The following is an 18,416-nucleotide window of genomic DNA, read 5'->3' as shown; positions in this document are numbered from 1 at the left end:
GAGGCATTTTCAGATGCTTAATAAAAAATCAGTAGATGATATTAATGTAAAAGGTAAAAAAGTTCTCGTAAGATGTGACTTTAATGTGCCGTTAAAAGAAGGAAAAATCACAGATGAGAACCGTTTGGTTGCTGCACTTCCTACTATTAAGAAGTTAATCGCAGACGGAGGCAGAGTAATTCTCTGTTCTCACCTCGGCAAACCGAAAGGAGAACCGAAACCGGAATTATCTCTTGCACCAGTTGCGGTAAGACTTTCTGAATTATTAGGACAGGAAGTAAAATTCGCTGCAGATCCTGAAGTGGTGGGACCAAACGCAAAAGCAGCGGTAGAAGCTATGAAAGACGGCGAAGTTGTATTATTAGAAAATACACGTTATCGTGCAGAAGAGACAAAGAACGGAGAAGCATTCAGCAAGGAACTCGCATCTCTGTGCGAAGTATTTGTAAATGATGCATTCGGTACAGCTCACAGAGCACATTGCTCCAACGTAGGTGTAACAGAGTACGTTGATACCGCAGTAGTAGGATACTTAATGCAGAAAGAGATCGACTTCCTCGGAAATGCAGTTGAGAATCCGGTTCGTCCGTTTGTTGCAATTCTCGGCGGAGCGAAAGTTGCAGATAAATTAAATGTTATTTCTAACCTTCTTGAAAAATGTGATACATTAATTATCGGCGGTGGTATGGCTTACACATTCTTAAAAGCACAGGGAAAAGAAATCGGTAAATCACTTGTTGATGATTCCAAGATTGATTATTGCAAAGAAATGATGGAAAAAGCAGAGAAGTTAGGAAAGAAATTACTTCTTCCGGTGGATACAACAATTGCAGCAGACTTCCCAAATCCAATCGATGCAGAGATTGAAGTATCTGTTGTATCTGTAGATGAAATCCCGGCTGATATGGAAGGTATGGACATCGGTGCGAAGACTGCCGAGTTATATGCAGATGCAGTAAAATCAGCAAAAACAGTTGTTTGGAATGGACCGATGGGTGTATTTGAAAACCCGACACTTGCGAAAGGAACGATTGCAGTTGCAAAAGCATTGGCAGAAACAGATGCTACTACGATTATCGGCGGCGGAGATTCTGCAGCAGCAGTTAACCAGCTTGGATTTGGTGATAAGATGACACATATCTCTACAGGCGGCGGCGCATCTTTGGAATTCCTGGAAGGAAAAGAATTACCAGGTGTTGCAGCGGCAAATGATAAATAAATAAGGAGAGCAAAGATCATGGCAAGAAGAAAAATTATTGCTGGTAACTGGAAGATGAATATGACTCCAAGCGAAGCAGTTGAATTAGTAAATACATTAAAACCTCTTGTAGCAACAGAAGAAGCAGATGTTGTTTTCTGTGTACCTGCAATTGACATTATTCCGGCAATGGAAGCTGCAAAGGGAAGCAACATTGCAATCGGAGCAGAAAATATGTATTTTGAAGAAAAAGGTGCATTCACAGGAGAAATTTCTCCGGCAATGCTGACAGATGTAGGTGTGAAATATGTTATCATCGGACATTCTGAGAGACGCGAATACTTTGCAGAGACAGATGAAACTGTAAATAAGAAAGTGAAAAAAGCTTTCGAACATGGTATTACACCGATTGTTTGTTGTGGAGAGACATTAACACAGAGAGAACAGGGTGTTACAATTGATTTCATCCGTCAGCAGATTAAAATTGCATTTTTAGATGTGACAGCAGATCAGGCAAAAACAGCAGTGATCGCTTACGAGCCAATCTGGGCAATTGGAACAGGAAAAGTTGCTACAACAGAACAGGCGCAGGAAGTATGTGCGGCAATCCGTGCATGTATTGCAGAGATTTATGATGAAGCAACAGCAGAAGCAATCCGTATTCAGTATGGCGGAAGTGTTTCAGCAGCAAGTGCACCGGAATTGTTTGCACAGCCGGATATTGACGGTGGACTTGTAGGAGGAGCAGCGCTCAAGCCGGATTTTGGAAAAATTGTAAATTGGAAATAATTAAAAAAGACAGCGTGTTTTTATTGCATAAAGCAATATGGAACATCTGCTTAACACCGCGAAATGCCTTCAGACGGAGGCGTTTCGCGGTGTTTTTAAATCTGCAGTTTTGAACAAAAAATAAAAAAGTTCTTTGTCAAGGATTGGGGTAAAATAAAAACCTATTGGAGTTCAGCAATTCTTGATACGCCAACATAGATTTCAGAAATTTTATACCATGTGCGATAGTCAACGGTTCCTGTTTTAGGAAGTCCGAACACACCCTGGAAGATTCGTACACTTTCTGAAGTGCGCGGTCCGAAAATACCGTCAGCATCAATCTTAGGAATGGCTGGGTATGCACCTGCAATGACATTTAACTGCTGCTGCATCTGGCGCACTTTTTCTCCGGAACTTCCGATTTGAAGAACATATCCAGGCCAGGAAGAAGGAATTCCGGAGATTTCCTGGGCAGAATTGATGTACATATCTTCGCCGTAGAAGGAGCGGAGAATGTCAATAGCAGAATAACCCTGATCTCCCAGTTCTTTAGATCCCCACTGTGTCATCCAATTTGGACATTGTACTTGTCTGCCGTCACAATATTGTGTAAGAATTGGCTGTTTTACGTTTGGTCGGGAAAGATAGTCGGCAAAAAGCTCATCTACAACGAGGGAAATGGAGTCATAAATATTGCGATTGTGAATCCATTTGTGGTCGAAAGCGGTAGAGGAAGTAATTGTAAAATCGTATCCTTGATTTCGGTACCATTCTGTGTAAACACGATTCAATGTAAAGGACATGATAGCTAATACGTTTGCCCGTATGGTATTTGTCGGCCAGGTGGCGTAGATTTCACTGGATGCTACATTTTTGATATAGTCTTTATATTTAACATAGTAGTTTTTGGCAGTGTTGTCCCGTGGAGAACCGTCATGTACAACGATGAATTCAGGAATTACAACCCGGCTTAACACGATTTCGCCGGATTCGTTGACCGGCTTAATTTCAGCTTCAGGAATTTTGGGTGGATATTCCGCATAGAGCGTATGAGCAGGAATATTGAAGATCTCCGGAGTGGCATTCTCTGGCGTAAGTGGGCGCATAGACACCTGTTGAAGCGCAGTTACATCGGCTAATAGTTCTGCGCCGGAAATATTAACAGGTTCATAGCCGGGAGCAGTGATATCGAAAGTGTATTCGGAATATGGCTGTTCAAAAATGGAGGGATCAAGACTATATTCTACCGGAGGAGTGGGAAGATCAATGATTTCTGTTTGTCCGGAAGAATTCGTGGTAAGTGTTTCAAGTGGTGTTTCCGGAATTCCTGTATAGGAAATAGTTATGGTTGCATCTGTAATTGGAATCGTATCGATTTCGGATGTGACTTGAAGTTGCAGCTTTCCAAAAGAGGAAGCTTCGGCAGCGTGTAAATACATAAAATACCTCATAAGCTACTTTTTCAATATAGTATATGTGGGAAAAAAAGGTATATGAATATTTGGTTGTAAGTCATTTGCCGATATCATATAATAGAGAATGTAAAAGGAGGATGAGATGCTAAAACAAAGGAAACGGCGCAGGATTATAAAGAAAATAATGTTGATAGTGATTCTGCTGATGATTAGTTTGCTGGCTGGGGTTTTGGCAATTCAAATCTTATGGAAGAAAACAATTCCAATCAACAGCGAGATGACACTTCCGTTTCTGGAGAGAGTCATCGGCAATGAAGAAGCAGAAAATTATTTCTATTACTCCTTACTGAAAGAGAATGAGCAAAAGGCATATAGAGAGATTTTAGCGGGATTAGAAGCCGGAAGAGATGAGATATATGTGCATTTGTCAAATCCTGATCAGGGAAATCGTGTATATCAATATGTTTATATGGATCATCCGGAATTTTTCTGGTGTGATGGCAGTTCGAGAACGACATCATATACGGTGCCGGAAACCTATTCAGTTATTATGCCCGGATATACTTGTTCGGGGGAGGAGAGAGCGCGGAGAAAAGTGGAGATTGACACAGAATCAGAGATTTGGTTGGCGCAAATTGCCCCGGAACTTTCGGAATATGAAAAAATCAAACAGGTTTATGAGAAGATTATTAATTCGGTAGAGTACCGTGTAGATGCACCGGAGAACCAGAATATTTACAGTGTTTTTGTAGGACATGAATCCGTTTGTGCAGGATACGCAAGGGCGACACAATATTTGCTGAACCGGCTTGGTATCTTCTGTACTTATGTAACCGGTGAAGTTTATACCGGAGAAGCGCATGCATGGAATCTTGTGAAATGTGACGGAGAATATTATTATGTAGATACAACGTGGGGAGATCCGGTATTTCTTCAGGAGGAAAATGCTTTGGAGACAATAGGAAATGAAATTACATACGATTATCTCTGCTGCTCTGACGACGAACTTTTGAAAACACATACACTTGAAAGTGATATTCCATATCCGGCCTGTACAGCAGATACTTATGATTATTATAAGCGGAATGGGATGTATTATGAAACGGCAGATGCAGAGCTGTTGGAACGGATACTCCAAAGCTCCATAGAAGAAAAAGAAGATAAAGTAGTAATGAAATTTCGAGACGATGCAGTGTATGAGGAGGCGAGACAGATTTTGTTTGGAGGCCTTCTGGAGGCACAGGCGCAGTATCTGGGAAGATGGTATGGTCTAAACCAGATTCATTATTATTATCGAGAAGACGTAAGAGCAAATAAGTTGACGATCTACTGGCAGTATGAATAAAAACACGAACTATCTTCAGCAAAGATGTGAAGAGAAAGATATCTATAGTTCATGTAGGGTAAAAGAGGTTATGAATAAGTACGGATAATTTCTTCGGCTACAGTACGTTTAGAAATACATTGATCCATCGATTTCTTTTCAATATAATAATGCGCATCTGGTTCACTCATATTCAGCTCACTGATGAGAATCCATTTAGCCTTATTAACGATTCGAATTTCTGCCATTTTATCCTCAATAGATAGTGATTTTTTTTCAAAAATGCGAAAGCGTTCCCGAGCACTTTCCATCCAACCGAGTGCCTGAAGTAAGGTAGCTTTTGAAGTAGGTTTAGGAAGTGTAAATACACCATTCTCGGTGACTTTATCATGGATTTCTGCGTGGATATCATGACGGATAAGAAGAAGAACAACAATCTGGCTGCGTTCACAAGTGTCCATTGCGAATCGAATTCCGGCATCGTCTGTAAGAGGAGAATTGATGATTACAAAATCAAAGCTGTGTTCGGTTAAAATCTGCTTTGCAGAATTGATGCTTGTGGCGGTATATGAAAGTTGATATCGCGTTGGAGGCAGCAAAGCTTCAAAAGAGGAGGAGAAAGTATCTCTGGAAGAAATAAGAAGTATTTTGTAAATCCGTTCTTTTAAGCTCATATTACATTTCTCCTTCCTCTTATTATGTCAGATTAATGGCAGTACAGCTCAATGAGAGCTTTTGGTAGGCAACTTTTTACAAAACTGCTTTGTGATGCCAGAACGCGTGCAGACTGCAGATTATCCGGTAATTTTTTGAAATGAGATAAAGTGTTTGCATCCGCTTTAAAAAGATTCAGATCTGCAGCCGGAGGTAAAGACAGATGTTCAGAAATTCCGTGAAGGCTGGCATAGATCAGTAATGTAAATGCCAGATAAGTGTTGGCAGTTGGATCTGGTGAGCGAAGTTCTGCACGCCGATATTCCCCAACGGCAGCCGGAACACGGACTAACTGTGAACGATTTTCACTTGACCAGGAAATATACTTTGGAGCTTTGTTTTGTCCGAAACGCTGATAAGATGATTCGGACGGGTTTAAAAACAATGTTATATCCGCAACTTTATCAAGTATTCCAGCAATCATTTCGCCCATATAATCAGTGTGGTTGAAGGATTTCACAGAGATATTAATGTGAAATCCATTTCCGGCCTGGTCTGGCAGTGGCTTTGGGCTGAAATCGGCGGCAAGTCCATTGCGCATAGCAATGGTTTTAACAACGGTCTGAAATGTTGCAGCATTATCAGCAGCGGTTAACGGATCGGAATATCGGAAATCAATCTCATTTTGTCCTGGACCATCTTCATGATGGGAACTTTCGGGGCGTATGCCCATCTGCTCTAGCGTCAGACAAATTTCACGACGGATGTTTTCTCCACGGTCTTCAGGAGCAATGTCCATGTAACCAGCCTGATCATATGGTTTTTTTGTTGGATTTCCATGTTCATCAAGGCAGAACAGATAAAACTCCTGTTCGGTTCCAAAAAAGAAAGAAAGTCCGGCGGCTTTGGCAGTCTGGACAGCTTTTTTTAAAATAGAGCGGCAATCATATTCAAAGGGCTGACCATCCGGGTATGTAATAGTACAAAACATCCGCACAACTCGTCCTTGCTCAGGCCTCCATGGAAGAGGCATCAAAGTATCTGCTTCTGGGTGAAGTAGAAGATCTGAATGAGTTTCATCGCCAAAGCCCTCAATTGCAGAAGCATCGATAGCAATTCCAAAAGTAAATGCTCTTGGAAGTTCATCCGGCATGATGGATATATTTTTCTGTTTTCCAAATACGTCACAAAAGGCAAGGCGAATGAATTTCACATCTTCCTCCTTGATGTATTGTATTATTTCTTGTATGGAATATTTCATAATCCAACCTACTTTCTTGTTCTAATTTGCCACATACATTTGTTGATACGGATTGTTTGTGTTTGGAGTAATTACAGTAAATGTAGAATTTAATATTGCTTTTAAATCATATTGAAATTCGGTACAGTATTCTGATAAATAGGGGAAAATTTCCTGCATATCTTTGTCAGATGCTTCGCGGACAGTAACCTGTGATGGAAATGACAGTGAATTATAGCTGCCGCGCAGAAAAAGTTTGCCGCCATGCATTCCGGTACAAGGGAAATTACCGACCAGTGGGTGATTAAGATTATGAAGGCCAAGAACAACAATGATCCCACCTGCCTGATATTCTCCAAGAAAGCTTCCTGCATATCCTCCGATGATCATGACGGGTATTTTTTCTTGGTAGGCTTTCATGTGAATTCCTGCACGATAACCGGCATTTCCATTAATATAGATACGCCCGCCTCTCATAGCATATCCGACAGCATCACCTACATTGCCATGAATCAGAATTGTTCCACCGTTCATCGTGTCGCCGACAGCATCCTGGGCATTTGCACGAACAATGATTTTTCCAGTGTTTAAATAAGCACCGAGTGCATTACCAGCAATGCCATTAATTGTAATTGTTTTACCGGACATTCCAGCAGCGATAAAGCGCTGTCCACAACAGTTGTTGATTACATAGGTTTCTTCCAGCTGCCGTAGTGCAGCATTTATATCCTTGTAGGTTAAATGAGCAGCATGAATTATTTTCATAGTATATCACACCTCCTGTAAACATGTCAGAGTTTTTTGAAAATTTAGAGTTTTTTCTTTCGAATATCATTAATTACCAGCATGGGCAATACCAAGAATCTCTAATTCTTCTGAACTAAGTCCGATTCCGCGAAGCATGAGACGATTGCCGCGGAGCGCTTCAATAGAATTTATTCCCATTGCCCCCATGAGTTCCTTGATTTCATACTTCCAGGCAGTTAAAAGCTGGACGAGGCGATGAGCTCCAACCTGAGGATCTAGTCTGGAGACCAATTCTGGAAGTTGCGTTGCAATCCCCCAATTGCATTTTCCGCTTTGACAATTTCGGCACAGGTGACAGCCAAGTGCTAACAGAGCAGCTGTAGCAATATAGCAGGCATCGGCGCCAAGGGCAATGGCTTTGACGATATCAGCAGAGTTGCGAATGCTTCCACCTGCAATAATTGATACATTGTTTCGGATGCCTTCTTCACGAAGGCGGGTATCGACTGAAGCAAGCGCAAGTTCGATAGGAATGCCGACATGATCACGGATACGGGTAGGGGCTGCACCAGTACCACCACGAAAGCCATCTATTGCGATGATATCTGCACCACTTCGCGCAATTCCGCTGGCAATTGCAGCAATATTATGAACAGCGGCAACCTTTACTATGATTGGTTTTTTATATGAAGTGGCTTCTTTTAAAGAAAATACAAGTTGTCGCAAATCCTCGATAGAATAGATATCATGGTGTGGTGCAGGAGAAATTGCATCAGAACCTTCAGGAATCATTCTTGTGCGTGAGATATCACCGACAATTTTAGAGCCCGGAAGATGGCCGCCGATACCAGGTTTAGCTCCTTGACCCATTTTTATTTCAATAGCTGCGGCTGCATTTAGATAGCGCTCATGAACACCAAAACGACCTGAAGCAACTTGAACAATAGTATTTTCTCCATAACGATAGAAATCTTCGTGAAGCCCTCCTTCTCCAGTGTTGTAAAAGATACCAAGTGCAGAGGCAGCTTCGGCGAGAGCTTTGTGGGCATTATAACTGATGGAGCCATAACTCATACCGGAAAAAAGAACTGGTATTGATAATTCCAATTGCGGCGACAGATTGTAGGAAAACTGTCCATCTGGAGTGCGGGCAACTGTTTGCGGTTTTTTTCCGAGATAGATTTTGGTTTCCATGGGTTCTCTCAGAGGGTCGATGGATGGATTAGTCACTTGAGAGGCATTAAGTAGAATATGATCCCAGTATACCGGAAGCGAAGAGGGATTTCCCATAGAAGAAAGTAGAACACCGCCGCTGTTTGCCTGCTTGTAGATTTCTTTTATAATATTTCCAGTCCAGTTGAGATTATCGCGCAATGTATTTCTGTTTGGAATGATTTTTAACGCTTTAGTAGGACATAAGGAAACGCATCGTTGACAGTTAACACATTTTGAATCGTTACACTGTATAGAGTGATGCTGGGAATCATAAATATGTACTTCATTTGCGCATTGTTGTTCGCAGATACGGCAGCAAATGCACTTCCGGTCATCCCGGAGTATTTCAAATTCTGGCGAAAGGTATTCAATACTCATATGGCTTCACCATCCTTTACTTTTATAATGACGGGTTCGCCGCCAGCCGGCGCCCATATGTGTTTCGCATCGGGATCCATTGCACGGATAGCACATTCCTCGCTGGAAATGTAGACAAGGTCTTTGGAGTCTCCTATAACCATTGAACGGAGCTTGAGACGATCATTTAATGCCATTAATCCGCCATGAAATCCAAAGACAATAGAAAATGGTCCGGTAATCAGCAAACTTGAAAAGATTGTTCGCAGATATGTATAGGTTTTTTGAAGGGTAAGATCGTCTGTGGATGAGATTGTACTCCAAAAGGGTGCGGCAATGACACTGGCAGTTTCCTGAAGAGAAAGCCCTTGTACACGAAGCAGATAATCCATAATGTAAGTAATAACTTCGGTGTCCGTCTGCAGAGTGCATTGGTATCCAAACATTTCAATAAACCGTCTATTTGCATCATAAGAAGAAATTTCTCCATTATGAACAACGGATTGATCAAGAAGAGTAAACGGATGGGCACCACCCCACCACCCGGGAGTGTTTGTCGGATATCGTCCATGAGCAGTCCAAGAGTATCCCGCATACGTCTCTAATTTGTAAAATGCACCGACATCCTCCGGAAATCCGACTGCTTTAAATGTTCCCATATTTTTTCCACTTGAAAAAACATAGGCACCGGAAAACTCAGTATTGATTTTCATGACAGTCCGGACAACAAATTCCTTTTCATCAATCTGCATGCCCGTGACCACGGAAGAAAGTGGCGTAACAAAATATCGCCAGATAATTGGTTCATTCGTAATGGAAGGGAGCTTTCTTGTTGGGATAATTTCAGATTGAACAATCTCAAAGCGCTCTTTCAAGAATGTTTCACAGTTTTTTCGCGTATCCCGTGTATCGAAAAAAAGATGTAGTGCGTAGTAATCTTTATAATCTGGATAAATTCCGTATCCGGCAAAGCCACCGCCAAGACCGTTGGAGCGGTCATGCATTGGCTTCATAGAATTCATGATCATTTCGCCAGATAACATTCGTCCTTCTCTGGATATGACGGCAGAAATGGCGCAGCCGGATGGAATTCGGATCTGACCTTCTTTTTTCATAAAACAATTCCCCCTTTTTAGTGCTTTTGGGTAAGTTGAAAATAAAAAAGCAAAGATGCTCACAGAAATGGCAGAAATACTCTGCCTTTTCTATGAACGCCTTTGCTCATATGTATATATACAACGAAAGTGTTAGTTTGTCAACAGATTTTTTACGGAGAAAAAACGTAATCAGAAAAAAGGGATTGACAAATAAAATAAATGGGTGTAATATCCGTTTCGTGAAGGCAAAGGCGTCTTTGAGAATTATGATCTCAGAGACGTCTTTTTTTGTTGTTTTTTAGAGAAAGGATGATTTTATGAAACAGATTTCAGAATATTTTGGCAGCCTTGTGTTTGATGACAGAGTAATGAAAGCAAGTTTACCGGCGAATGTATATCAGTCTTTGCGTAAAACAATAGATGAAGGAGCAAAACTTGAAAGTGGCGTTGCAAATGCGGTGGCAGAAGCAATGAAAGAATGGGCTGTTACACATGGCGCAACTCATTATACTCATTGGTTTCAGCCGTTAACCGGAATTACGGCTGAAAAACATGACAGCTTTATTTCTCCATCACCTGATGGAGGAGTAATCATGGAATTTTCAGGAAAAGAATTGATAAAAGGGGAGCCGGATGCATCATCCTTTCCATCAGGAGGACTGAGAGCGACTTTTGAGGCAAGGGGGTATACTGCCTGGGATCCGACATCGTATGCGTTTATCAAAGAAAAGATACTTTGTATTCCAACAGCGTTCTGTTCTTATGGGGGAGAAGCGCTTGATAAAAAAACACCTCTGCTGCGTTCAATGAAAGCACTTAATAAACAGGCGCTTAGAATTTTGCGATTATTTGGGGATGATGAAGTGAGATGCGTACATACATCTGTTGGAACGGAACAGGAATACTTTCTAATTACAAAAGAAATGTACGAACAGAGGAAGGATCTGCGCTTTACAGGAAGAACTTTGTTTGGAGCAAAACCGCCAAAAGGTCAGGAAATGGATGACCATTATTTTGGAGCTATTAAGCCACGGGTGGAAGCGTATATGGAAGATCTTAATAAAGAATTATGGAAACTTGGAATTTTTGCTAAAACAGAACATAACGAAGTAGCTCCGGCACAGCATGAACTTGCACCAATTTATACAACAACCAACATTGCTACAGATCATAACCAGCTTACGATGGAGATGATGCAGAAAGTTGCAGAAAAACACGGACTTGTTTGTTTGCTTCATGAAAAACCGTTTGCAGGGGTTAATGGCAGCGGTAAGCACAATAACTGGTCACTGACTACAGATTCTGGTGTCAATCTGCTTTCGCCTGGAGAAACACCGCATGAGAATGCACAGTTTCTGTTGTTTTTATGTGCAGTTATTAAGGCGGTAGATGATTATCAGGATCTTCTTAGAATATCTGTTGCGACGGCTGGGAATGATCATCGTCTCGGAGCCAATGAAGCGCCGCCGGCTGTTGTATCAATGTTCCTTGGGGATGAGTTAAACGCGATATTGGAGGCTATCGAACATGACCGCCCTTATGAAGGTGCGGAGAAAATGCAGATGAAACTCGGCGCTGATGTTCTTCCGAAATTCCGGAGAGATACAACGGATCGAAATCGTACATCTCCATTTGCATTTACCGGAAATAAGTTTGAATTTCGAATGCTTGGTTCATCAAATAGTATTGCATGTGCAAATATTATGCTAAATAGTGCAGTGGCAGAAAGCTTGAAAATCTATGCAGACAGGCTTGAACAGGCAAAGGATTTTGAACAGACGCTGCATGCTATGATACAAAAAACAATCCGCGATCATAAATATATTATTTTCAATGGAAATGGTTATGATGATACATGGATTTGGGAAGCAACAGAAAAACGCGGATTAAAAAATTACCGTACAACACCAGACTGTATGCCACATTTGCTTGATGAGAAAAATGTGAAGATGCTGACATCGCATAAGGTGTTTTCCGAAGCAGAATTAAAATCCAGATGCGAGATTATGCTCGAAAATTATTGCAAAACAATTATTATTGAAGCAAACACAATGGTAGATATGGCGCGGACAGAGATTATCCCGGCAGTAGAGTCCTACACACTGGAACTTGCAAAAACAGCAGCATTAAAAAGGACAGTGGATGCTGCACTTGCATGTCGTTACGAAAGTACATTGATCCGAAAACTGTCTGTGTTGACAGATGAGATGGCAATACGGACAGAAGCACTGGAGGAAGTATTACTAAAACTTCAAGAGACAGACTGTGTGCTGAAACAGTCTTATCAGATTAGGGATACACTTCTTACTAAAATGAGTGAACTTCGGGTCGCATGCGATGAAGCTGAAACATTGACAGCGAAGAAATATTGGCCGTTTCCAACTTACGGAGATCTTTTATTTGGCGTAAGTTAATGGATAAATGCGGTTAGACAGCGAGAACAAACTTCGTATAAATAATGAAAAGAAAGAGGAAGACTTATGACAAAATATATTTTTGTAACCGGAGGAGTGGTGTCTGGACTTGGAAAAGGGATTACAGCGGCATCACTTGGGCGTCTGTTAAAATCGCGTGGACTAAAAGTTGCCGCACAAAAATTAGATCCGTACATTAATGTGGACCCGGGAACAATGAGCCCATATCAGCATGGAGAAGTTTATGTAACAGAAGACGGGGCAGAAACAGATTTGGATCTTGGCCATTATGAACGATTTATTGATGAGGATTTGAATCGTTTTTCTAATCTGACAGCCGGAAAAGTTTATTGGAATGTGCTGAACAAAGAAAGACGCGGGGAATATCTTGGTTCGACCGTCCAGGTAATTCCGCATATAACAAATGAAATTAAAGAATTTATTTATCGTGTTGGAAAGCAGACGAATGCCGATGTAGTAATTACAGAAATCGGAGGAACCATTGGCGATATGGAATCCCAGCCGTTTCTGGAGGCTGTTCGACAGATTGCTGTAGAAGTTGGACGGGAGAATAGTCTTTTTATTCATGTAACACTTGTTCCGTATTTAAGTGGTTCGGAAGAACATAAAACAAAACCCACACAGCATTCAGTAAAAGAATTGCAGGGAAGTGGAATTCATCCAGACATAGTCGTACTCCGTTCGGATCGTCCGCTGGAAGAGTCTGTGTTCCAAAAAATATCACTATTTTGTAATGTGAAAGCAGATTGTGTGATAGAAAATCGCACACTTCCTAATCTATATGAAGCGCCTCTTATGCTGGAAGAATCGAATTTTTCATCTGTTGTCTGCAGAGAATTACAATTGCATACAAAGGAAGCAGATCTGCAGGAATGGAAAGAACTTGTTCGAAAAATACATAATCGCTCAGGTGAAGTTAAAATTGCTCTTGTAGGAAAATATGTAAAGCTTCGTGATGCATACTTATCAGTTGCAGAGGCAATGCGGCATGCCGGTTATGAGAAACATACACATATTTGTATCCATTGGATTGACTCAGAACATCTAACAAAAGAAAACTTGCAAGAAACACTGAAAGGAATTCATGGAATTATTGTTCCAGGAGGGTTCGGAGAACGTGGGGTTGAAGGAATGATTCTTGCGGCAGACTATGCCAGAGAACAAAAAATCCCATATCTTGGCATTTGTCTTGGAATGCAGATTGCTGTAATTGCCTGCGCAAGAAGTGCGGCTGGGATTACAGATGCCAATTCAGGTGAGTTCGATGAACAATGTAAGCACAAAGTGATTGATTTTATGCCGGGACAGCAGGATTGTATTGAAAAAGGAGGAACACTGCGATTGGGAAGCTACCCTTGCCGGATACGAAAAGGAACAGTGTTGAAAAAATGCTATGGATCAAGTTATATTGAGGAACGCCATCGTCATCGCTATGAAATGAATAATGAGTACCGCAGTATACTTAGTAATGTAGGTTTGATCATTAGTGGAACTTCGCCGGATGACCGGCTTGTAGAGGCAATAGAATGGAAGTCACATCCATTTTATATAGGTGTACAGTTTCATCCGGAATTTAAAAGCCGCCCGAACCGTACACATCCACTTTTTCGGGAATTTATTCAGGCAGCACTGAATCGAAAAGCAGAAGAAGGAAGTGAAGAGGTGGCAGAAAATGATGAAACAATTTGACAGAAAAATTGTATTGGAAGATGGGAGTGAATATTACGGAAAAGGATTTGGAAGTGAGAATAGTACAATAACAGAGCTTGTCTTTCATACAGGGATGGTAGGATATCAGGAAATTCTTTCAGATCCTTCATATACGTATCAGACAGTTGTAATGGCATATCCGTTGATTGGTAACTATGGAATGGTGGAAACAGATTATGAAACAGCGATTCCAACAATTGGAGGATTGGTTGTACGGGAATATAATGATGTACCGTCAAATTTTTGCAGCAAAGCTTCGCTGGGAAAGATAATGAAGGCGTATCAGATCCCGGGACTGTCTGGTGTAGATACAAGGCAGATTATACGAAAAATACGAAACAATGGAAGTTGTAAAGCATTTCTAACAGATGCCAGTATGCCGAAAGAAGAATGTATGGAGCAATTGAAAAGCTATCAATTTACCGGAGATGCGGTAGCGTCTGTCAGTAGAAAGAAGATAGAATACTATCCGTTAGTGGAAAATCAATATCATGTAGCTGTAATTGACTGTGGAATGAAACAGAATATTGTTCGCTGCCTGCAGCAACGAAGTTGTGCCCTGACTGTTTATCCGTGGAATACGGAGGCGGAAATTATTACGCAAGAAAAGCCGGATGGTATTTTTTTGTCCAATGGTCCCGGAAATCCGGAAGAAATGAAATCGGTTATAGAACTTGTACAAACGCTTCGGGGACGCTATCCAATTTTTGGAATCTGTCTTGGACATCAAATCATATCTCTTGCTTACGGAGCTAAAACTTATAAAATGAAATTTGGGCACAGAGGAGGAAATCATCCGGTCAAACGGCTTATAGATGGAAAGATAGAAATTACTTCTCAAAATCATTCTTATGCGGTGGATGCAGAGAGTTTGAAAAGAACGAAACTTGAGCTGACGCATGTGAATCTTCTGGACGGTACGGTCGAAGGAGCTGCGTGTCCGAAAGAACATGTCTTTGGAGTACAATATCATCCGGAAAGTGCACCAGGTCCTAGAGACAGTATGTATTTATTTGATCGGTTTATTCAGGAAATGGAGGAAAACAAGTATGGCAAAAAGGACAGATTTGAATAAAATCCTTGTCATTGGTTCTGGACCGATTGTAATCGGCCAGGCGGCGGAATTTGACTACGCTGGAACACAGGCCTGTCTTGCACTGAAAGAAGAAGGATATGAAGTGATTTTATGCAATTCAAATCCGGCGACAATTATGACAGATACTGCAATTGCGGATAAAGTTTATATGGAACCACTCACACTGGAATATATGGCGAAGATTATCAGATATGAACGACCAGACGCAATCGTTCCGGGGATTGGTGGACAGACTGGATTAAACCTGGCTATGGAGCTTGAAGAAAAAGGGGTATTAAAAGAATGTCAAACAGAGCTTTTGGGTACCAGCAGTAAAAGTATTCGATGTGCAGAAGACAGGGAACAATTTAAAGAATTATGCGAAATGATTGGAGAACCGGTACTGCCTTCCCAAATTGCAGAAACGGTAGAAGAAATTGGAAAGGCAGCCGAAGAAATTGGGTATCCTGTTGTTCTTCGACCGGCATTTACACTTGGCGGTACTGGAGGAGGATTTGCAGATGATGCAGTACAGTGTCGTGAACTTGCGCGGCATGCATTGGAAATATCGCCAGTCCACCAGGTACTTGTAGAAAAAAGTGTTCGGGGATATAAAGAAATTGAATATGAAGTAATACGGGATGCAAATGATACTGCAATTGCAGTTTGTAATATGGAAAATATGGATCCAGTTGGAATACATACCGGAGATTCAATTGTCGTCTGTCCCTCACAGACATTAACAGACCGGGTGTATCAAATGCTTAGGGATAGTGCATTGAGATTGATCCGTGCATTAAAAATAGAAGGAGGATGCAATGTTCAGTTTGCGCTTGATCCAGAATCTTTTCAATATTATGTTATTGAAGTGAATCCAAGAGTTTCACGTTCATCTGCACTGGCGTCAAAGGCGAGTGGCTATCCTATTGCAAGGGTGTCTGCCAAAATCGGAGTTGGAATGACACTGGATGAGATCAAACTAGTAAATACACCAGCGGTGTTTGAGCCTGCACTCGACTATGTCGTAACAAAAATGCCGCGTTTTCCGTTTGACAAATTTCCAGATGCAGATCAGAAACTTGGAACGCAGATGAAAGCAACAGGAGAGGTAATGAGCATCGGGCGTACATTAGAAGAAAGTTTATTAAAGGCAGTTCGGTCTCTTGAAATTGGTGTTTCACATCTGTATTTGGAAAAGTTTGAGAAAATGAGAAAAGAAGAACTTCTTTCTTACATAAAAATTGGAACAGATGATAGGATTTTTGCTGTGGCACAGCTATTCAGACAAGGGAGCAGTGTAGAAGAAATTGCGGAAGTAACAGGAATCGATTCGTTTTTCTTGATAAAAATCAGAAATATAATAAGAATGGAAAGAAGGCTAAAGGAGAAAACTGGTGAGGAAACAAAAAGATTACTGTATGAAGCAAAACGGATGGGATTTTCAGATCAGACAATTGCCAGGTTCTGGAATCTGACTGAAGAAGAAGTATTCCAGATGAGAAAAGACAGTGGGGTTATTCCGGTTTATAAAATGATCGATACTTGTGCTTCTGAATTTGAGAGCTATGTACCATATTTTTATTCTACTTATGAAACGGAAAATGAATCTATAGTTGAAAACAGAAAAAAAATAATTGTACTTGGATCAGGTCCGATTCGGATTGGTCAGGGAGTGGAATTTGATTATTCGACAGTACATGCTGTTAAAACAATTCAGAAAGCAGGATATGAGGCGATTGTAATTAATAATAATCCGGAAACAGTTTCAACAGATTACACAATTTCAGATAAATTATATTTTGAACCACTCTGTGCTGAAGACGTAATGAATGTCATTATGCTAGAAAAGCCAGAAGGCGTAATTGTTTCGCTTGGAGGTCAGACAGCGGTGAATCTGGCAAAACCACTTGCAGAGCGAGGCGTAAGAATTATCGGAACGGACTGGAAAGCGATCAAACGAGCTGAGAATAGAGATGAATTTGAAAAACTTCTTTTTCAGCTCGGAATTCCTCAGCCTAAAGGAATGGCTGTTACTAATATGAAAGATGGACTGCGGGCAGCAAAAACGATAGGATATCCGGTGCTTGTGAGACCGAGTTTTGTGTTAGGTGGAAGAGCAATGCAAATCATTTCAGGAGAGGAGCAGCTTCGCCTGTATTTTGAAACATCTGTACAGATGAATGAAGAAACCCCAGTACTGGTGGATCACTATATCCGGGGAAAAGAAGTAGAAATCGATGGAATTTGTGACGGAAGAGATGTTTTTGTACCGGGGATTATGGAACTGGTAGAGAGAACCGGCATTCATTCTGGTGACTCGATTAGTGTTTATCCTACTTTTGGAATTTCTGAAAAAGTGAAACACACGATACTTTCGTATGCCAAAAAGCTTGCGCTTGGCATTGGGATTATTGGATTATTTAATGTTCAGTTTATTGTCGATGAGAACTCCGAGGTATCAATTATCGAGGTAAATCCGCGCTCTTCGCGTACTGTTCCGTTTTTGTCAAAAGCAACCGGCTATCCGCTTGCAGATATTGCGATAAAAGCGATGTTAGGTATTTGGCTCAAACAACAGGGAATTGAGATGCTTTCTCCACCAGAAAGGCATACCTGGTATGTGAAAGCACCGGCTTTTTCTTTTGAAAAACTAAGTGGGATGGATGCATATTTGTCTCCGGAAATGAAATCAACAGGAGAGGCTATCGGTTATGACAAGAAGCTTTCAAGAGCTATGTATAAGGCATTGATTGCATCTGGGGTTAGAATGAAAAACTATGGAACAGTCCTTGTTACCCTTGCAGATGAAGATAAAGAAGAAGCACTGCGTCTAATCCGCAGATTTTACCAAATGGGATTTAATATTGAAGCAACAAAAGGAACAGGAGAATTTTTGAAATCGAAAGGGATTCGCACTCGGATTCTAAAAAAACCAAGTGAAAACAGCACGGAAATTTTTGATACGATACGTAACGGTCATATTAGTTATGTTATCAATACAAGAGCAGTTATGTCAGGTGTTCACTATGAAGATGGCCTGGCTATTCGCAGAGCGGCAATTGAAAATAATGTGACAATGTTTACATCTCTGGATACAGTTAAAGTCATTCTGGATGTTTTAGAAGAGATAACGATTAATGTTTCTCCGATTAAATAAGTTTAAAATCAGAGAAGAGAAAGG

General features: G+C 41.0%; 11 protein-coding genes and 1 pseudogene. 6 read left to right on the top strand and 6 right to left on the bottom strand.

The features are described from left to right. Positions 1 to 13: 13 nt before the first annotated feature. A pseudogene (gene tpiA, locus KFE17_04565) lies at positions 14 to 1,987 on the top strand (triose-phosphate isomerase). Positions 1,988 to 2,148: 161 nt separating this feature from the next. On the opposite strand, the gene KFE17_04560 reads toward tpiA, so the two are convergent. Further along, complete coding sequence (locus KFE17_04560) at positions 2,149 to 3,405, bottom strand: peptidoglycan-binding protein (protein QUO33025.1); 1,257 nt, start codon at positions 3,403 to 3,405, stop codon at positions 2,149 to 2,151. Positions 3,406 to 3,523: 118 nt separating this feature from the next. On the opposite strand from KFE17_04560, the gene KFE17_04555 reads away from it, so the two are divergent. After that, positions 3,524 to 4,726 (top strand): hypothetical protein, encoded by a 1,203-nt coding sequence (locus KFE17_04555; GenBank protein QUO33024.1) that lies wholly within the window; start codon positions 3,524 to 3,526, stop codon positions 4,724 to 4,726. Between the two features lie 68 nt (positions 4,727 to 4,794). Here KFE17_04555 and KFE17_04550 read toward each other — a convergent pair whose 3' ends face one another. The 5 genes from KFE17_04550 to KFE17_04530 form a co-directional block, all read right to left on the bottom strand. Beyond that, the gene (locus KFE17_04550; protein QUO33023.1) at positions 4,795 to 5,379 is read right to left on the bottom strand and encodes an ANTAR domain-containing protein; all 585 of its coding nucleotides are present in this window, start codon (positions 5,377 to 5,379) and stop codon (positions 4,795 to 4,797) included. 32 nt (positions 5,380 to 5,411) lie between these two features. Next, positions 5,412 to 6,620 (bottom strand): glutamine synthetase, encoded by a 1,209-nt coding sequence (locus tag KFE17_04545; protein QUO33022.1) that lies wholly within the window; start codon positions 6,618 to 6,620, stop codon positions 5,412 to 5,414. A gap of 21 nt (positions 6,621 to 6,641) precedes the next feature. Beyond that, the gene (locus KFE17_04540) at positions 6,642 to 7,364 is read right to left on the bottom strand and encodes a glutamate synthase (GenBank protein QUO33021.1); all 723 of its coding nucleotides are present in this window, start codon (positions 7,362 to 7,364) and stop codon (positions 6,642 to 6,644) included. A 69-nt stretch (positions 7,365 to 7,433) separates the two neighbouring features. Continuing rightward, positions 7,434 to 8,939: an alpha-hydroxy-acid oxidizing protein gene (locus tag KFE17_04535; protein QUO33020.1), complete on the bottom strand. Its 1,506-nt coding sequence runs from the start codon at positions 8,937 to 8,939 to the stop codon at positions 7,434 to 7,436. Beyond that, entirely contained in the window at positions 8,936 to 10,033 is a 1,098-nt protein-coding gene (locus KFE17_04530; GenBank protein ID QUO33019.1) for a hypothetical protein, read from the bottom strand. Before KFE17_04530 ends, KFE17_04535 begins: the two co-directional genes overlap by 4 nt. Positions 10,034 to 10,332: 299 nt before the next feature. Between KFE17_04530 and KFE17_04525 the strand changes: the two genes are divergently transcribed. The 4 genes from KFE17_04525 (at position 10,333) to carB (ending at position 18,392) form a co-directional block, all read left to right on the top strand. After that, on the top strand, positions 10,333 to 12,429 hold the full coding sequence (locus KFE17_04525) for a glutamine synthetase III (protein ID QUO33018.1): 2,097 nt from the start codon (positions 10,333 to 10,335) through the stop codon (positions 12,427 to 12,429). Positions 12,430 to 12,495: 66 nt separating this feature from the next. After that, entirely contained in the window at positions 12,496 to 14,139 is a 1,644-nt protein-coding gene (locus KFE17_04520; protein QUO33017.1) for a CTP synthase, read from the top strand. Continuing rightward, complete coding sequence (gene carA, locus KFE17_04515) at positions 14,126 to 15,235, top strand: glutamine-hydrolyzing carbamoyl-phosphate synthase small subunit (GenBank protein QUO33619.1); 1,110 nt, start codon at positions 14,126 to 14,128, stop codon at positions 15,233 to 15,235. Before KFE17_04520 ends, carA begins: the two co-directional genes overlap by 14 nt. Further along, positions 15,210 to 18,392: a carbamoyl-phosphate synthase large subunit gene (carB, locus tag KFE17_04510; protein QUO33016.1), complete on the top strand. Its 3,183-nt coding sequence runs from the start codon at positions 15,210 to 15,212 to the stop codon at positions 18,390 to 18,392. Before carA ends, carB begins: the two co-directional genes overlap by 26 nt. Positions 18,393 to 18,416: the final 24 nt, after the last annotated feature.

The sequence above is a fragment of the Faecalicatena sp. Marseille-Q4148 genome (assembly GCA_018228665.1).
GTDB lineage: Bacteria > Bacillota > Clostridia > Lachnospirales > Lachnospiraceae > UBA9414.
Note: the sequence above shows the minus strand (reverse complement) of the source record. Positions and strands in the feature narration are given on the sequence as shown.

What these genes read in the sequence shown, in the direction of transcription:
- KFE17_04560 (QUO33025.1), bottom strand. Translation starts at nt 3,405, where the DNA reads ATGTATTTACACGCTGCCGAAGCTTCCTCTTTTGGAAAGCTGCAACTT.
- KFE17_04555 (QUO33024.1), top strand. Translation starts at nt 3,524, where the DNA reads ATGCTAAAACAAAGGAAACGGCGCAGGATTATAAAGAAAATAATGTTG.
- KFE17_04550 (QUO33023.1), bottom strand. Translation starts at nt 5,379, where the DNA reads ATGAGCTTAAAAGAACGGATTTACAAAATACTTCTTATTTCTTCCAGA.
- KFE17_04545 (QUO33022.1), bottom strand. Translation starts at nt 6,620, where the DNA reads ATGAAATATTCCATACAAGAAATAATACAATACATCAAGGAGGAAGAT.
- KFE17_04540 (QUO33021.1), bottom strand. Translation starts at nt 7,364, where the DNA reads ATGAAAATAATTCATGCTGCTCATTTAACCTACAAGGATATAAATGCT.
- KFE17_04535 (QUO33020.1), bottom strand. Translation starts at nt 8,939, where the DNA reads ATGAGTATTGAATACCTTTCGCCAGAATTTGAAATACTCCGGGATGAC.
- KFE17_04530 (QUO33019.1), bottom strand. Translation starts at nt 10,033, where the DNA reads ATGAAAAAAGAAGGTCAGATCCGAATTCCATCCGGCTGCGCCATTTCT.
- KFE17_04525 (QUO33018.1), top strand. Translation starts at nt 10,333, where the DNA reads ATGAAACAGATTTCAGAATATTTTGGCAGCCTTGTGTTTGATGACAGA.
- KFE17_04520 (QUO33017.1), top strand. Translation starts at nt 12,496, where the DNA reads ATGACAAAATATATTTTTGTAACCGGAGGAGTGGTGTCTGGACTTGGA.
- carA (QUO33619.1), top strand. Translation starts at nt 14,126, where the DNA reads ATGAAACAATTTGACAGAAAAATTGTATTGGAAGATGGGAGTGAATAT.
- carB (QUO33016.1), top strand. Translation starts at nt 15,210, where the DNA reads ATGGCAAAAAGGACAGATTTGAATAAAATCCTTGTCATTGGTTCTGGA.